Genomic DNA, 13,706 nt, shown 5'->3' with positions numbered 1-13,706 from the left:
TGGAAAAGTCAGCGGTCGCCGCGCGGCTGATAACCCACGGCCTCGCGTTTCTCGTCGTCGCTCAGGAAGGAAGCGCCTTCGAGCCTCGACCACAGCGCGTCGCGCTCGGCGGCTAGCCCTTCGACGCGATCGGCATCGAATTCCAGGCGCAGCGCGCGCCCGAATGCCGGCGCCAGCCAGTTGGTGAACTCCGTCGCGGTTCTCGAAACCAGCGGCAGAACCGTCGAGCGGTAGAAGGCCCGGTTCGCCTCCTGGTAGTTCGCATAGGTATTGTCGCCCGGGATGCCGAGGATCATCGGCGGCACGCCGAAGGCGAGCGCTATGTCGCGGCTCGCCGAATTCTTCGCCTGGATAAAGTCCATGTCCTTTGGCGTCAGGCCCATCGCCTTCCAGTCGAGCCCGCCTTCGAGGAGCAGCGGGCGCCCCGCCCGCGTCGCGCCCGAATAGCCCTCCTCGAGCTCCGCCTTCAGCCGTTCATATTGCTCGTCGGTCAGGTTGCCGCCTTCCTTCGGCGCATAGACGAGGGCGCCGGAGGGCCGCGCCGAATTGTCCAGCAGCGCCTTGTTCCAGCGTCCGGCTGCGTTGTGTATGTCGAGAGCCATCAATGCCGCCCGCAGTGGCGGGAAGCCGTAGTGGTCGTCCAGCGGATGGAAGAGCGTGATGTGCAGCGCGCCGCCCGCTTCACCGGCGAGCGCGATCCTGCGCTTCGTCGTTCCCTCGCGATAGTCGAGAGCGACCGGCCAACCCTGTGCATCCGCGACAACCGCGACCCGGTCCGGGCGCAGAAGGTGCAGTTCCTTCAACTCGCCCGCGTCGAGCAGCTCGACATAGGCGTTTCCCGACATCAGGAGATGTCCATAGAACGTCTCCAGGAAGCTCGGGCCAGCCTGGCGCTGGTTTGGCCTCGCCAGAAGTTCGAGCAGCGGATGCGTGTCGAGTTCGCGCCGGCCGTCATAGAGCAGCCACGGCACGGCCGATGCCGCCTCGACTATCATCCGCACCGCGCGATGCACCACCGGATTGCGCATGAAGCCTTCGCGCGCCAGCGCCGCATAGTCCGGTCGCGTCCAGATCGCATCGCCCTGCATGTGGAGCGCCACGAACCCATATCCCGCGCCGGACTTCCGTTCGACGCGCGCGCCGTCATCCTCCGGGCTGCGCGCCCAGGGCCAGTTCCAAGCCATGATCAAATCCGTTCAGATGAGGTTTCGAATTCGCGGATTGCCGGCTTCGCTCAGAAGCAGTTCGCTGATAGCCCAAACCAGCGCGTCCAGCCGATCCGGCGAGCGGCCGTTCGACAGCCCGTTCGGGCCGAAGTCGCACATTTCGTCTTCGAGTTCTGGAAAACGCTCCGCATGGACGACCCGGCCCTGATGATAGAGTGCGGCCACCGGTTCGGCCCGCAGCCATTTCCCGCGGCTGGCCCGCACTTCCTTCACCGGCAGGGTCGGCGCTACGGTTCGCAATACGGCCGCTACCATCTCGCCTCCCTGGTTGACCTCGGCCACGACACAGTCGGCCTCATAGCGTTTGAAGAGCGTCGCCACCCGTGCCGCCCAATCCTGCGGCCGCGCCTGGCGCATGGATCCGTCGCAAAGCACCACCGCCCGATGATCGCCATCCAACCCGGCCACGACGATGCCGCAGGCGTCCGACGTTCTTCGAGCGCTGGCTGGCGGATCGACGGCCACCACGATCCGGCGAAGCTCGCCATTCGCAAGGCCATGCGCTTTCTCCAGTTCCGCTCTCGACCACAGCGCGCCCTCGCGATCCTCCAGCAGTTCGCCGTCCAGTTCCTGCCTGCCGAGCCGCGAACCCGCATAGCGCCGCGTGACCGCCTCCAGAAAACCCTTCGCGAGATTGGCGCGGTTCTCCTCGGTGCGCATCCGCGTCACCGTAAAGGTCGTGTCGGCCAGCAGGCGCTTGACGATCGGCACGGCTTTCGGCGTCGTCGTCACGATCTGCCGTGGTTCCTCGCCCAGCCTCAGGCCGAACTGCAGCATGTCGAAACAATCCTGCGCATTCTTCCACTTGGCGACTTCGTCGCACCAGGCCGCCTCGAATTGCGGGCCGCGCAGGCTTTCCGGATCCTCGGAGGAGAATGCCTGCGCCACGGCCCCGCTGTCCCACAAGAGCCGCCGCCGCGATGCCTCGTAGCGCGGCCGGTGGCCGCGCGAGATCGGTACGATTCCCGAAGGGCCTTCCACCATCACCTCGCGCACGTCGCCGAGCGTCTCGCCCACCAGCGCGATGCGCATGTGGCGGTGCCACGCGAATGGCGGAAAACCTCTCACGAGGCTGTTGACCCATTCGGCACCGAGCCTTGTCTTTCCCGAGCCACGCCCGCCCATGATCAGCCAGTTTGGCCTGACCATGCCCGGCCGGTATTGCAGGCCACGGGCCGAACCGGCCCATTCACGCAGTATCCGGGCGGCCTCCTCGCCGCTGAAGTTCCTCCGCGACCAGCCCCCTTGCATATTCGTGAGCAAGCTCGACGATGCGTTCGTCGAGCCGGCGAAGAAGTATCGCTGTTTCGGCATCGTTCTTTGTCTGCTTTTCTTTCGCGACATCCTCGTCGCGTGTGATTTCGCCGATTCTCTCGAGCGTGCGCGCTATCGCTGAAATTTCTGCAATGCTCGCCTTGTCGCCGGCGGCGTCCGCTTGCTCTTCCCGCAGCCCGATCCGTTCTATCCTGTCGAGCAGCCGGTCATAGATGCGACGCAAACGCCGGTCGCGCCGGACCTGCGCGTTCGAATTCGATTTCCAGCCCTCTCTCGTGGCACGGGTGACCACGGTGGCCGGCCTCCTGCCCGCGGCAACGGCCAGCCGCTCGACCGTCGGCTCTCCGCCCTCGAACAGAGCGCGAATCGCCGTCCACAGGGCTACGTTGCGCGCCGACATGGTTCAAACCTTCCGCTTGTCTGCTGAAAAGCCGGTTGCGTGAAAACAACGCTGCGCTGAACGCAATTTTCCGACTGTACCCAAAACCTATCAGAGCACCGTCACGCAGTCAAGAATAAATTCCTATATCTCGCATTTTAACGATCTCTGCGGATTTCCCGCGCCGGACCTTGTCCAATAAGGTGAAATCGGAGAAAATATCGGTAATTGGCCGGGCACCGGCAACGCCGAGATCACCGTTTCCGATCGAGGCCATGTCCCGAGCCGAGGGCGTGGGCTGAGTATGACGAAACATCCTGTCAAGGAACGGAAATCCAAGGGTCCCCGCGCGACGGTTTTGCTCGATCTGGACGCATGGATCGATTCGTCCCTCTACGAGGCAGGCTTCAAGCTCCGCGAATTCTGGGAAAACGTCACCATCTTCTCCCGGCGTTTCCGCGTCAGCGGCTGGCGCCGTGCCTTCTTCGAGGTCGCCAGCGAGGGTTTCACCTTCGCCGCCGCCGGCTCGGTCGTCATGCTGGCGCTCGCCATGCCTGCCTTCGAGGAAACCGAGAAGGACTGGCGTTCCCAAGGCGACTACGCCGTCACCTTCCTCGACCGCTACGGCAACGAGATCGGTCAGCGCGGCATCATCCAGCGTGATTCGGTTCCGGTCGACGAAATTCCCGACCACGTCATCAAGGCCGTTCTGGCAACGGAAGACAGGCGCTTCTTCGAGCATTTCGGCATCGACTTCGTCGGACTCGCCCGCGCGTTGGCCGAGAACATGCGGGCGAACTCCGTCGTGCAGGGCGGTTCCACCATCACCCAGCAGCTCGCCAAGAACCTGTTTCTCACCAATGAGCGCTCGATGGAGCGCAAGGTCAAGGAAGCCTTCCTCTCCGTCTGGCTGGAGATGAACCTGACGAAGAAGGAGATCCTGCAGCTCTATCTCGACCGCGCCTATATGGGCGGCGGCACTTTCGGCATTACGGCGGCCGCCGATTTCTACTTCAACAAGGGCATCAAGGAGGTCAATCTGGCCGAAGCCGCGATGCTCGCCGGTCTCTTCAAGGCGCCGGGCAACTACGCGCCGCACATCAATCTGCCGGCCGCGCGCGGCCGTGCGAACGTGGTCTTGAGCAACCTCGTCGAAAGCGGCTTCATGACCGAGGGCCAGGTTCTTTCGGCGCGGCTCCATCCGGCTACCTCCGTCGATCGGGGCGGCAAGGACAGTCCCGATTACTTCCTCGACTGGGCGTTCGAGGAGGTCAAGCGCATCGCGCCGAGGCGGAGCACCCATTCGCTCGTCGCGCGCACGACCATCGACCTCAACCTGCAGAAGGCGGCTGAAGAGGCCGTCGACTTCATGCTCAAGCAGCACGGCCAGGCCTATCGCGTGACGGAAGGTGCCGTCGTGCTCCTGGAGAACAACGGCGCCGTGCGTGCCATCGTCGGCGGACGGGACTATGCCCGCAGCCAGTTCAATCGCGCCACGCGCGCGCTGCGTCAGACCGGCTCGTCCTTCAAGCCCTATGTCTACACCGCCGCCATGGAGAATGGCTTCACGCCCGACTCGGTGATCTCCGACGCGCCGATCACCTGGAACGGCTGGTCGCCCAAGAACTATTCGCGCGGCTTTTCGGGGCGCATGACGCTCACTTCCGCACTCGTCAGGTCGATCAACACCGTGCCTGTACGCCTCGCCAGGGATCACCTCACCACCAAGCCGATCAAGGAGATCGCCGAGGCGATGGGCGTGGAATCGGAGATCAGCTCGCACAAGACCATGGTGCTCGGCACGTCCGGAATGACGGTCATGGATCAGGCGACCGGCTATTTCACCCTCGCCAATGGCGGTTTCGCCGGCAGGCGCCACGGCATCACCCAGCTGCTCAGCCGCTCCGGAGATATCGTCTACGATTTCGAACGCGACGCTCCGCCGCCGCGCCGCGTGGTTTCCGAGCCGGCGGTCGCGGCGATGAACTCCATCCTCGTCCAGGTGCCGGAGGCGGGAACCGGGCGCCGCGCAGCCCTCGACGGCATCCGCTCGGCGGGCAAAACCGGCACCACGCAAGCCTATCGCGACGCCTGGTATGTCGGCTACACCGGCAACTACACGGCCGCCGTCTGGCTCGGCAATGACGATTTCACGCCCACCCGCGACATGACCGGCGGCACCTTGCCGGCGATGGTCTGGCAGCGGATGATGACCTACGCCCACCAGAATATCGAGTTGAGACCCATTCCCGGCATCGAGAACCCGTTCGTAACGCCGAAGAAGCAGGCTCCGGCCGTCGCGGCTGCCGGTCAGGCACCGGATGGGCCCGAATCTCGGTCCCTCGAGCGCCCCGCCATCCTCTCGGCCAAAACGACCAGGCTTCTGGAGGACATGTCGGATCAGTTTCGCGACGCGCGCAAGCTGGAAGTGCCGCCACGCTCCGAAACCCTTTCCTCCCTGTGATCCGTTTCGATTCGGCTTGACTTTGGCATCCAGGACCGCGACCGCTAGCCACTCAATCCGGTAGATCTTCCAGCCGAGCCCTCCCCGCCATCATGTTCAAATTCGTGTTTCTGACAGCCCTGACCCTCGCCATCGCCATCGGCGGCGGTGCGGGCAGCGTCTGGCTTCTGATGGACACCGATGCGGGCTTCGGCACGATAAATGTGGGAAACTGGACGGCCTTTCCGAAAATGGGAACGAACGACGCCGACCCTTATTCGAAAGCCCGCTTCGCGCGGGAGGCCGATCTCGCATTGGGCCAGGCCGAAGGGATCGCCTTCACCGCCCGGCGCGATTCCGGCGGCCAGCTCCTTCGCGCCGATTGCGCCTATTCCGTCGAAGGCACATTCCCGGCCGCGCGCTTCTGGACGCTGTATGCGCAGGATCTCGATCACAAGCCCCTGCCTGCGGCGGGCGGCCGCGCGCCGGCGCTGCATTCCACGGGTCTGCTGCGCGCGCAGGACGGCAAGGTGCGGATTTCCGTCTCGCGCCGTCCGTCGCCGGGAAACTGGCTCGCTATTTCGGGAACGGAGCCGTTCATTCTCGCACTCACGCTCTACGATACCGCCACGGCCAGCAACAGCCACGTCTCCGACATCGAGCTTCCCCGCATCACGCGGACTTCCTGCAATGGGTAGGCTGCTGCAGGCGATCATACTGGGGCTGATCGGCGCGGCGGCGGTCCACATCGCCGTCCTGCTCATGCTTCCGGGCTATTCCGAACGCGACGCCTGGTCGAGACTCAAGGAGATGACCGACATGTACGAGACCGTGCGCATCGACAGTCGCTCCGGCGGTGAAGCCGCCATCAAGTCGCTCGATCCGCTTTTTGACGCGGTCGCCTGCCGTTTCGACCTGCGCGACGGCGTGACGCGCGTCAGCGCGGCAGCGCATCCGGAATTCTGGTCGATCTCGATCTACGATCGCATGGGCCAGAACGTGTTCAGCTTCAACGACCGCGCCGCTCCCGACGGCGTCGTCGACTTCGTCGTCGCCACGCCCACGCAGATGATCGAGCTCAGGAACGAGCTGCCGGCCGAGTTCGACAAATCGGTTTTCGTGGAGACCGACATCAACGAGGGAATTGCCGTGGTGCGCAGCTTCGTTCCCGATGAAACCTGGGAACCGACCGTTTCGCGCTACCTGCGCGAGATCGACTGCGTGCCGCACTGAGGCGGCCGCGCGCTTCCCTTCATCCGTCCCCTGCCCGTGACGAGGCTCAGGCCTCTTCCTTATGTCGCTTGATGACGGGTACGCGGCTTCCGATCAGGGACGTCTTGGGCACCCGTTCGTATCTGACGCCGGGGAAGATGATTATCGAGGCATCGCCGCGCTGTTTGCGAGGCGATGTTCTCGCGGCGCGCGGCACGAATGTGAGTATGGTAGCCATGACATTGCGCTCTCTTCTCATACTGGATGGAGCAACACATACGCCTACGCTTCTATGAAGCACTTCACACGGTTAACAACTTGTTGACGAAAAACGGAAAAACGACCTCCGCTCCTTCGAGTTGGGGGCTGCCCGGCCTTCACCGCCACCCGGCTCCCATCCCGCTGCTTAGTATTTGAAATCACTTAAAGAACGCAGTTAACAGGCTGCTAACGGATTCGTTCTAATATGAACTGTCGAAGCCACTCACCGCTTTCGACATGTTCGCGTATTCGAGTCCCGGAAGTATCGACAGTGTTTGCTCCTGAATTCCGACAGATTGCGGCCGGCACCGCGACCGGGAAATCGGAAAGGCTTTTCCGGGCGGCCATATCCGCCTTCTGTTCGCTGCCTCGCCCGTCCCGCCGCGAAATCGCGCAATTGGACGATCTCGCCCTGCCGCTCTACGGCTGCGTTTCCGCCGAGGCGCGCCGCTTCGCCGCCGCCGCGCTTTCGGAAGTTCCTCACGCCCCCGTCGGTCTCGCGCGGCGCCTGGCCAACGAGCCGGTCGAGATCTCCGCACCGCTGCTCGTGCGCGGCGAATTCCTGACCGACATCGATCTCGTGGCGCTGATCGGACGCCACGGCATGGCGCATGCGCGCGTGATTGCCAGGCGACGCCGTCTCAATCCCCGGATCGCGGAGTTGATCCGCGCTCTCGAGGCCGCATCGGTTGCGATAGGGCCGGACGGCGTGAACAGGAAAAGCGCTTCCGGGGAGGAAAGCCCCGTCGTCACGCAAACCCGCCATCGTCTGCTCGCCATGATGCGTCCAGCCGGCGATCCCGTTCAGGACGATGCCGCAAATGCGGGTGCGCCGGGAAATGAGGACGTCTATCCGAGGCTGCGCGCGACGGCCCTCACCGGTTCGCGGCCGCTGTTCCATACGGCCTTGGCGGAAGCCTTGGAGATCGACCCGGCGAAGGCGCACGAGGTGTTGGAAGCAGACGAATATTCCAACCTTGCCGCCGCCTTGCGCTCGCTGTCCTTGAGCGAGGAGCAGGCTTTCCTGCTGGCCATGTGCGCGCGCCCGCTGCGGTTCGGCAACGGCAAGGCGATCGGGCGCTTCATCGAAACCTATCGCGCGGTCGATTTCGAGCAGGCAAGCCGAACCGTCTGCCAATGGCGACGACCCTCTTCCGCCTCCGGCTCGACCCCGTCTGCCGCCGACCTCAACCGTCGGGCTTCGTGATCTCGATCAGTTCGGCAACCCGACCGGGCTCGGCTTCGATCTCCACGATCCAGGCATCCGGATCGAACCGAAGTTCCTTTTCGAGCCGCGCCGAAATTCTCCCGCCCGCCTCGTCTCCGGCGATGCCGTCGTCCCGCATGAGCTGCGTGAAAAGCCGTTCGTCCGGCCTGCTGCCTTCATAGCTTGCCTGGGGAGCCGGTCCGTAGAGATCCGTTTCCCCGAAGCGCGAGCGCACGACGATGAAAATGGCACCGGCTTCCGTCGAGCCCCGTTTCTCTATCGCCGCGAAATCGCCCCCGGCAAACACCCGCCGCACCAGGGCGGATACCCAAAGATCGCTTGTGACTCGCACTTCATGCACCCGATCAGTTGGTCAGGCCGATTTCCTGCATCTTGGCGTAGAGCCTTTCATCGGGTTCCCCGGTTTCCGGCAGGCCGAACAGCGACTGGAATTCGCGTATCGCCGCCCGGGTCTTCCCACCGACGACGCCGTCCACTTCTATGCCGTCATTGCCGAAGGCCTTGAGGCCCGCCTGGATGCGGAGCACCATCGGATCCGGCTTCTGAACCGCCGACGACGTCGGCATGGCGTCGGTTCCAGGTACGGGCGCGGACGCCGTCTTCTGGATGATGTCGGCCACGGTCGGCGCCGGGGTCGGCGCTTCGTCCGGCAATGAGACCTGCTCGGCGGGTGCGCTGCTCCCCAGTTGTTCGAGAAGCCTGCCGTCGATTCCGCCCGTTATCTCGAGCCCCACCATCTTCTGGTAGGCGCCGATCGCGGCCTTGGTCTGCGGGCCGGTGAGCCCATCGACAGGCCCGCTGTAGAGCTTCAGGTCGGAGAGGATACGCTGGACGGTTCTCACCGTCGGGTCGCCGGGGACGGGAACGGCGGCGGCCGCTTCTGGGGCGGATTCTTCCCCTTCCTTCTCGATCCTTATGATCGTCTCGGTCGCGGCCGCCTCTTGGGAAGCGACGCCGCTTTCCATGGTCGGCATCGCGGCCGGCTGCGACCGGGTGGGAAAGAAGACGCCCGGATGCGCGTAGGGCTGATACCAGACCGCGTTCGCGCCGACATAGGAAAAGGCCACGGCGAAGGCCGTCAGCCCGCCGACCATCATCCGCTGGCGCGAAAACAATCCGCCTCCCTCGTCATCGACAAGATCGTCGACCCGCTTGCGCTGTCTAGGCGATCTTCCGGAGCCTGTTGCCATCCCTTTCCCCTGTATGCCCTTGCCTTGCCTCGAACGCGGCCGGCTTCGGCCCGATGTCCCTGCTCTTTCCGGCAACCGGAAGGCTGAACGTCACGGTAGTGCCGAGCCCGGGCGCGCTTTCGATGCTCATCGCGCCGTTGTGGAGCTTCACCAGCCCCTTCACCAGCGAAAGGCCGAGGCCCGTTCCCTGGAACTGGCGTGTATAGTCATTTTGCACCTGCATGAAAGGCTTGCCGATCTCGCGGAGATCGCATTCCTCGATCCCTATGCCCGTGTCGCTGACATGGATCTGCACCGTCTCCCCGGTCTGGACCGCATTCATCGCGACACTGCCGCCTTCGGGAGTGAACTTCACCGCGTTGGAAAGCAGGTTCAGCAATATCTGCTGCACGGCACGCTGGTCGCCGACCACCTCTCCGAGGGTCGGAGGAACTTTCGCCGACAGCGCCACGCCCTTCGAATTCGCCTGCGGCTCCATCATCGAGTGGCAGAGGCCCATCGCCGTCCCGAGGTCGAAGGGCTCGGGCGTGATGTGATAGGTTCCCGATTCGATCTTCGATACGTCGAGAATGGAATTGACCACCGACAGGAGATGATTTCCGGCCTCGCGGACGAGCGCGATCTGCTCTGCCTGCTTGGCGGAAAGCGGCCCGGAGATTTCCTTGTGCAGCAGCATGTCGGAAAAGCCGATGATCGCGTTGAGCGGCGTGCGAAGCTCGTGGCTGACGGCAGCCAGGAAACGTCCCTTCGCGATTTCGAGCGCACCCATTTTCTCCCGGGCCTGCGCAAGCGCCTCGCGCAGCTCGGCCGCCTCGCCGCCGTCACGAACAACGGCGAGCGTCGCCTCCGCGCCGGCGTTCAGTAATTCCATGTCGAACCAGCCGTAGGGACCCGCCGCATGTCCTGCCGGCAAGCGCAGCCGCAGGCTCAGCTTCTGCGCGCTCTCGCCGGAGCGTAGCTTCGAAAGCGCGCACAGATAATGCACCCGATCGGCGACATGAACGCGCTGGAACAGCTCGTTTCCCGAAAGCAGTTCGGGCGACAGGCCGAGAATGGCGTTGGACTGTTCGCTCACCGCCTGAACGTCGCCGGCCTTGTTCATCGTAATGGTCACGGCGGGCATAAGTTCAGCCAGCGGAATGAGGCCGGGCGTCACCGCCTCGCGTTCCGAAGCAAGCTCGCCGCGCCCGTAACGCAGCCAGAGCGTGGCGGCATAAAATATCGGGGCGAACCAGCCGAACGCGGACCTTGCGGCTTCGGCGGAAGCGATTCCGGAAAATGGAAGCGAAATCGCCAGCCCCAGCGCGGCCATCGCGCCGGCCAGCTTTGCAGCCTTGGCCTTGCGAGCGATCCAATAGGCTTCCAGCGGCAAGGCAAGCGCCAGTACCGCCAATGGAGAGGAAACTCCGCCGGCAAGGTGAAGGACGGCGGCCAGGGCAACGGCGCCGCCCGACAGCGCGACGAGTTCCGCGATGCGCGAGCGACCGGTCAGCATGACCGTAATCGCCAGCGCCCAGGCCGCGCCGAAGATCGTGCAGGCCGCCGCCAGCGTCATGGCCGTGCCGGCCTGCATCGCAAGCGCGGGAACCATCGCCACCGCGGCGATGAACGGAGACAGGAGCAGAACGCCTATCAGGCGACCCTGCCTTTCCCGCTCGCCGTCATCGGCAACCGATGGACGGACCAGGCGTTCGAAACTGGCCGCCAGCTCGGCATGCCAATTGCCCGATTTCCGCGTCTCTTTGCTCAACTCAACGCACTCGCACTCTGTCCGCTTGGCGGATCGATCTGATTGAGAACGACCCTCGCATCCTCCGTTTAAGGAAAGGATAAAACCACGTCGCCGAACCCCCTTCGAGCGCTACGAACACTAGTGGCGAAGCGGTTTTTCCCCGGCAATTCGCGTCATGGTAAACAGAAGGTAAGGGCTGGAAGCACTCGCGAGAGACCAGAAACGACGTTCCCCTTCGGTCGTCCGGGAGCAGGAATTCTGATGCTTCGTCAACAAGTTGGCGCTTCAACGCGCATTTGCCGGAGCACCCGCACGTTACCTGAAAACGCGCGCGTCCGACGGATAGCTAAAATTTGAACTGAATTTTCTGCAAATTCGACTCTCATCTTCAAGGCGCCGTTCGCAGCTCCCTGTCATTATGGCTTGCGAACGACGCGGTTGGTACGCCGCGCAAGATCGAGGGTTGCAAAATGGGGTTCATTATCCGCTCAGTTTTCTGGCTGTCGCTGGTGCTTCTCATCATACCTTTCGGCGGCGCCTCCAACGGTGAGGACGGCACGACGGTAGGCCCGATCGAGGCCTTCTTCGCCGCCCGCGAAGCCGTCGGCGACGTTGCCGGCATTTGCGAGCGAAAGCCGGAAGTCTGCGACGTCGGAAGGTCGGCGCTGGAGACGATCGGCATCCGCGCCAGGGAAAGCGCGCGCATCGCCTATGACGTTCTCGACGAGCATTTCAGCAAGACCGACGCGCCGGCGCAGCTCGATGAATCCATCAAGACCGGTACCGTGGCCGTTGAGGAGCCGAAGGCGGAAGTACCCGCGCCGAACGCGGCGCACGACTGATATCGCAACCGAACCAAGGTCCGAACTGGCCTCGGCGGCGAGGCGGGGAACTTCCCGTTTTGCCGCCACTTTTTTAGTGACGCTGGCCGGCCGCCACACTATATCCTGGTCATGACTTCGATCGACGACATCAAGGACGATTTCGCCTTCCTGGACGACTGGGAAGACCGCTATCGCTACGTGATCGAACTGGGAAACGACCTGCCGCCGTTCCCGGAAGCCGCGCGCGACGATGCCCACAAGGTTCCCGGCTGCGTCAGCCAGGTCTGGCTGGACACCGCCAGATCCGACGGCCCCGATCCCGTTCTGATCTTCGTCGGTGATTCCGATGCCCACATCGTCCGCGGCCTCGTGGCAATCCTGCTTGCGCTCTTTTCCGGCAGGAAGGCGAGCGAAATCCTCGCCACCGACGCCGAATCCCTGCTGCGCTCGCTAGGATTGGATGAGCACCTGACGCCACAGCGCGCCAACGGCCTGCGCTCCATGATTCGGCGCATCCGCCAGACCGCCGAGGCCGCGCTCGCACCTGCCTGATGTCTACACGAGCGTCGGGCGATAGTTCTCTGCGCCCCAATGCAGGATCGCATGCGGACGCTGCCTTTCGCCGCCCGCCGGCTCATAGTGGCGCGCAAGGGCGCCGAGCGCCGATTTGAGGACGATCTTCGCCGAACGCACGGGCCATCCGCGCTCGCTCTCCACCGTTTCCAGCCCTTTCAGAAAACAGCAGATGTCGACCAGGACACCTGAAAGCTCCGGCCCCACGGCTTCCAGCGCGCAGTTTACCCGCTGGCGCGCGGCCAACGCCGCATCCGTCAGTTCGGCGATGCCGTTGTCGTTGCCTCCTCGTGGGCCGGAGGAAACCGTCGCCTGCCAGTTTGCGCCCATGCGCGGCATCAACTGCCCGCGCGTATAGTCGGAGCGCAGCCTCTCACCCGCCATGAACTCCCTCGCCGACAGGAACTTCCGCCCGTCCCGGTCGCGCCGGCGCGCCAGCAACGCCAACGGCGATTCGGTGTCGTTCACCGTCACCTTCTCCCAAACCGCATCCCGTTCGATGAGGCGCTCGCCGAGTTCGCGGTGCTGGGCCTGAAAGGCCTCCTTGCCGGTCAGCACCCGCTTGAGCAGGCCGGCGCCGATCTCGGTCCGCTCTATCTGCGATGCCCGGACCTCGACGAGTTCACGGCCGCACATTTCATCGAGCGTCTCGGTGTCCAGGGAAATCGAGCCGCGATCACCGGCATCGAGCAGCAGCCGGCCGGGCAGGCCCGCCTCGCCGACCCTCGCCGGCCCCATGGACAGGAACCGCAAGGCGCGGATTATGGCTTTGTTTTGCATTATGACGATTAATCTCCCGAAGCAACGCCGAATGCGGCCTTCGTCACCCGCTCGGCCATGACGACGATGCGGTCGAAATCCTCGTCGTCGCGCAGATCCTCGATCAGATGGCAGGCATGCAGCACCGTCGTCCGGTCGCGATTGAAGCCGCGTCCGATATCTCCCATCGTCAGGCCGAGCACGACGTGGCAGATATACATGGCGATCTGCCGGACGCGCGCGACGCCGAGAGGGGAACGTCCCGGCAGGCGCAATTCTCGCCCGGAAACGTTGAACAGCGCCGCCGAAAGATCGATCACCGCCTCGCAAACGGCCATTTTGCGTTCGTCGCCGGCCATTCCCGCAAACGGTTCCGGCCGGCGGGAGCGCCTGCCGTCGCGACCTTGCGGCGGGGGAGCTTCATCTTTGGGAATGGTTGCTGGCAAGACACTTACCCCATTTGGTCTAGGAATAAGTTCTTATATCCGACCCGTCGCCGAACGTGAACAAACAGAGTACAAATATCCGTTCGACCTGGGCACATCCGATTGTTTTCGTTGGAATTTTATTTTTTTACGCAGCGCATGCGTCAGCCTTTTGTCCC

General features: G+C 63.8%; 14 protein-coding genes. 6 read left to right on the top strand and 8 right to left on the bottom strand.

Translation table 11 applies throughout. From position 1 onward, the window contains the following. Positions 1–8 precede the first annotated feature (8 nt). Genes XW59_RS04975 through XW59_RS04965 form a run of 3 tightly spaced genes read right to left on the bottom strand, consistent with a single transcriptional unit; the run spans position 9 to position 2,901 of the window. Entirely contained in the window at positions 9–1,184 is a 1,176-nt protein-coding gene (locus XW59_RS04975; RefSeq protein ID WP_047143900.1) for a phage portal protein, read from the bottom strand. A 12-nt stretch (positions 1,185–1,196) separates the two neighbouring features. Further along, positions 1,197–2,375, bottom strand: coding sequence for a terminase family protein (locus XW59_RS04970; protein ID WP_246666002.1), 1,179 nt, complete (start codon positions 2,373–2,375; stop codon positions 1,197–1,199). A gap of 40 nt (positions 2,376–2,415) precedes the next feature. Beyond that, positions 2,416–2,901 (bottom strand): hypothetical protein, encoded by a 486-nt coding sequence (locus XW59_RS04965; protein ID WP_052957982.1) that lies wholly within the window; start codon positions 2,899–2,901, stop codon positions 2,416–2,418. 283 nt (positions 2,902–3,184) lie between these two features. On the opposite strand from XW59_RS04965, the gene XW59_RS04960 reads away from it, so the two are divergent. From XW59_RS04960 to XW59_RS04945, 4 genes are all read left to right on the top strand, one after another. After that, a complete protein-coding gene (locus tag XW59_RS04960; protein ID WP_047143638.1) occupies positions 3,185–5,344 on the top strand; it encodes a penicillin-binding protein 1A in 2,160 nt (719 codons plus the stop codon). 92 nt (positions 5,345–5,436) lie between these two features. Beyond that, a complete protein-coding gene (locus XW59_RS04955) occupies positions 5,437–6,021 on the top strand; it encodes a DUF1214 domain-containing protein (protein WP_047143637.1) in 585 nt (194 codons plus the stop codon). Continuing rightward, complete coding sequence (locus XW59_RS04950; protein WP_047143636.1) at positions 6,014–6,556, top strand: DUF1254 domain-containing protein; 543 nt, start codon at positions 6,014–6,016, stop codon at positions 6,554–6,556. The genes XW59_RS04955 and XW59_RS04950 overlap by 8 nt, the downstream gene beginning before the upstream one ends. 637 nt (positions 6,557–7,193) lie before the next feature. Continuing rightward, complete coding sequence (locus XW59_RS04945) at positions 7,194–8,003, top strand: hypothetical protein (RefSeq protein WP_246666001.1); 810 nt, start codon at positions 7,194–7,196, stop codon at positions 8,001–8,003. Here XW59_RS04945 and XW59_RS04940 read toward each other — a convergent pair. Genes XW59_RS04940 through XW59_RS04930 form a run of 3 tightly spaced genes read right to left on the bottom strand, consistent with a single transcriptional unit; the run spans position 7,984 to position 10,964 of the window. After that, positions 7,984–8,355: a DUF1491 family protein gene (locus XW59_RS04940; protein ID WP_047143898.1), complete on the bottom strand. Its 372-nt coding sequence runs from the start codon at positions 8,353–8,355 to the stop codon at positions 7,984–7,986. The genes XW59_RS04945 and XW59_RS04940 overlap by 20 nt on opposite strands. Before the next feature lie 13 nt (positions 8,356–8,368). Next, on the bottom strand, positions 8,369–9,214 hold the full coding sequence (locus tag XW59_RS04935) for a peptidoglycan-binding protein (protein WP_047143634.1): 846 nt from the start codon (positions 9,212–9,214) through the stop codon (positions 8,369–8,371). Further along, positions 9,186–10,964, bottom strand: a complete 1,779-nt coding sequence (locus tag XW59_RS04930) for a PAS domain-containing sensor histidine kinase (protein ID WP_052957980.1) — start codon at positions 10,962–10,964, stop codon at positions 9,186–9,188. The genes XW59_RS04935 and XW59_RS04930 overlap by 29 nt, the downstream gene beginning before the upstream one ends. A 452-nt stretch (positions 10,965–11,416) precedes the next feature. Here XW59_RS04930 and XW59_RS04925 point away from each other — a divergent pair, with 452 nt between their 5' ends. Both XW59_RS04925 and XW59_RS04920 read left to right on the top strand, forming a co-directional pair. Further along, positions 11,417–11,788, top strand: a complete 372-nt coding sequence (locus XW59_RS04925; RefSeq protein WP_047143633.1) for a DUF5330 domain-containing protein — start codon at positions 11,417–11,419, stop codon at positions 11,786–11,788. A 111-nt stretch (positions 11,789–11,899) separates the two neighbouring features. Then, positions 11,900–12,322, top strand: coding sequence for a SufE family protein (locus tag XW59_RS04920; RefSeq protein ID WP_047143632.1), 423 nt, complete (start codon positions 11,900–11,902; stop codon positions 12,320–12,322). A gap of 3 nt (positions 12,323–12,325) precedes the next feature. Here the strand turns inward: XW59_RS04920 and XW59_RS04915 are convergent, their stop codons facing one another. Continuing rightward, positions 12,326–13,123 carry a DUF6456 domain-containing protein gene (locus tag XW59_RS04915; protein ID WP_047143631.1) on the bottom strand — a complete coding sequence of 266 codons (798 nt, stop codon included), beginning with the start codon at positions 13,121–13,123 and terminating at the stop codon, positions 12,326–12,328. An 8-nt stretch (positions 13,124–13,131) separates the two neighbouring features. Then, positions 13,132–13,461, bottom strand: coding sequence for a helix-turn-helix domain-containing protein (locus XW59_RS04910; RefSeq protein ID WP_047143630.1), 330 nt, complete (start codon positions 13,459–13,461; stop codon positions 13,132–13,134). Positions 13,462–13,706: the final 245 nt, after the last annotated feature.

The organism is Aquamicrobium sp. LC103 (assembly GCF_001014615.2).
In the GTDB taxonomy this organism is placed as follows: Bacteria; Pseudomonadota; Alphaproteobacteria; order Rhizobiales; family Rhizobiaceae; genus LBCQ02.
This window is presented reverse-complemented; position numbering and strand designations above follow the sequence as displayed.

Bases quoted from the DNA above. Each gene is read 5' to 3' on its own strand.
- XW59_RS04975 (WP_047143900.1), bottom strand. From the start codon at position 1,184: ATGGCTTGGAACTGGCCCTGGGCGCGCAGCCCGGAGGATGACGGCGCG.
- XW59_RS04970 (WP_246666002.1), bottom strand. From the start codon at position 2,375: ATGGTCAGGCCAAACTGGCTGATCATGGGCGGGCGTGGCTCGGGAAAG.
- XW59_RS04965 (WP_052957982.1), bottom strand. From the start codon at position 2,901: ATGTCGGCGCGCAACGTAGCCCTGTGGACGGCGATTCGCGCTCTGTTC.
- XW59_RS04960 (WP_047143638.1), top strand. From the start codon at position 3,185: ATGACGAAACATCCTGTCAAGGAACGGAAATCCAAGGGTCCCCGCGCG.
- XW59_RS04955 (WP_047143637.1), top strand. From the start codon at position 5,437: ATGTTCAAATTCGTGTTTCTGACAGCCCTGACCCTCGCCATCGCCATC.
- XW59_RS04950 (WP_047143636.1), top strand. From the start codon at position 6,014: ATGGGTAGGCTGCTGCAGGCGATCATACTGGGGCTGATCGGCGCGGCG.
- XW59_RS04935 (WP_047143634.1), bottom strand. From the start codon at position 9,214: ATGGCAACAGGCTCCGGAAGATCGCCTAGACAGCGCAAGCGGGTCGAC.
- XW59_RS04925 (WP_047143633.1), top strand. From the start codon at position 11,417: ATGGGGTTCATTATCCGCTCAGTTTTCTGGCTGTCGCTGGTGCTTCTC.
- XW59_RS04920 (WP_047143632.1), top strand. From the start codon at position 11,900: ATGACTTCGATCGACGACATCAAGGACGATTTCGCCTTCCTGGACGAC.
- XW59_RS04915 (WP_047143631.1), bottom strand. From the start codon at position 13,123: ATGCAAAACAAAGCCATAATCCGCGCCTTGCGGTTCCTGTCCATGGGG.
- XW59_RS04910 (WP_047143630.1), bottom strand. From the start codon at position 13,461: ATGGCCGGCGACGAACGCAAAATGGCCGTTTGCGAGGCGGTGATCGAT.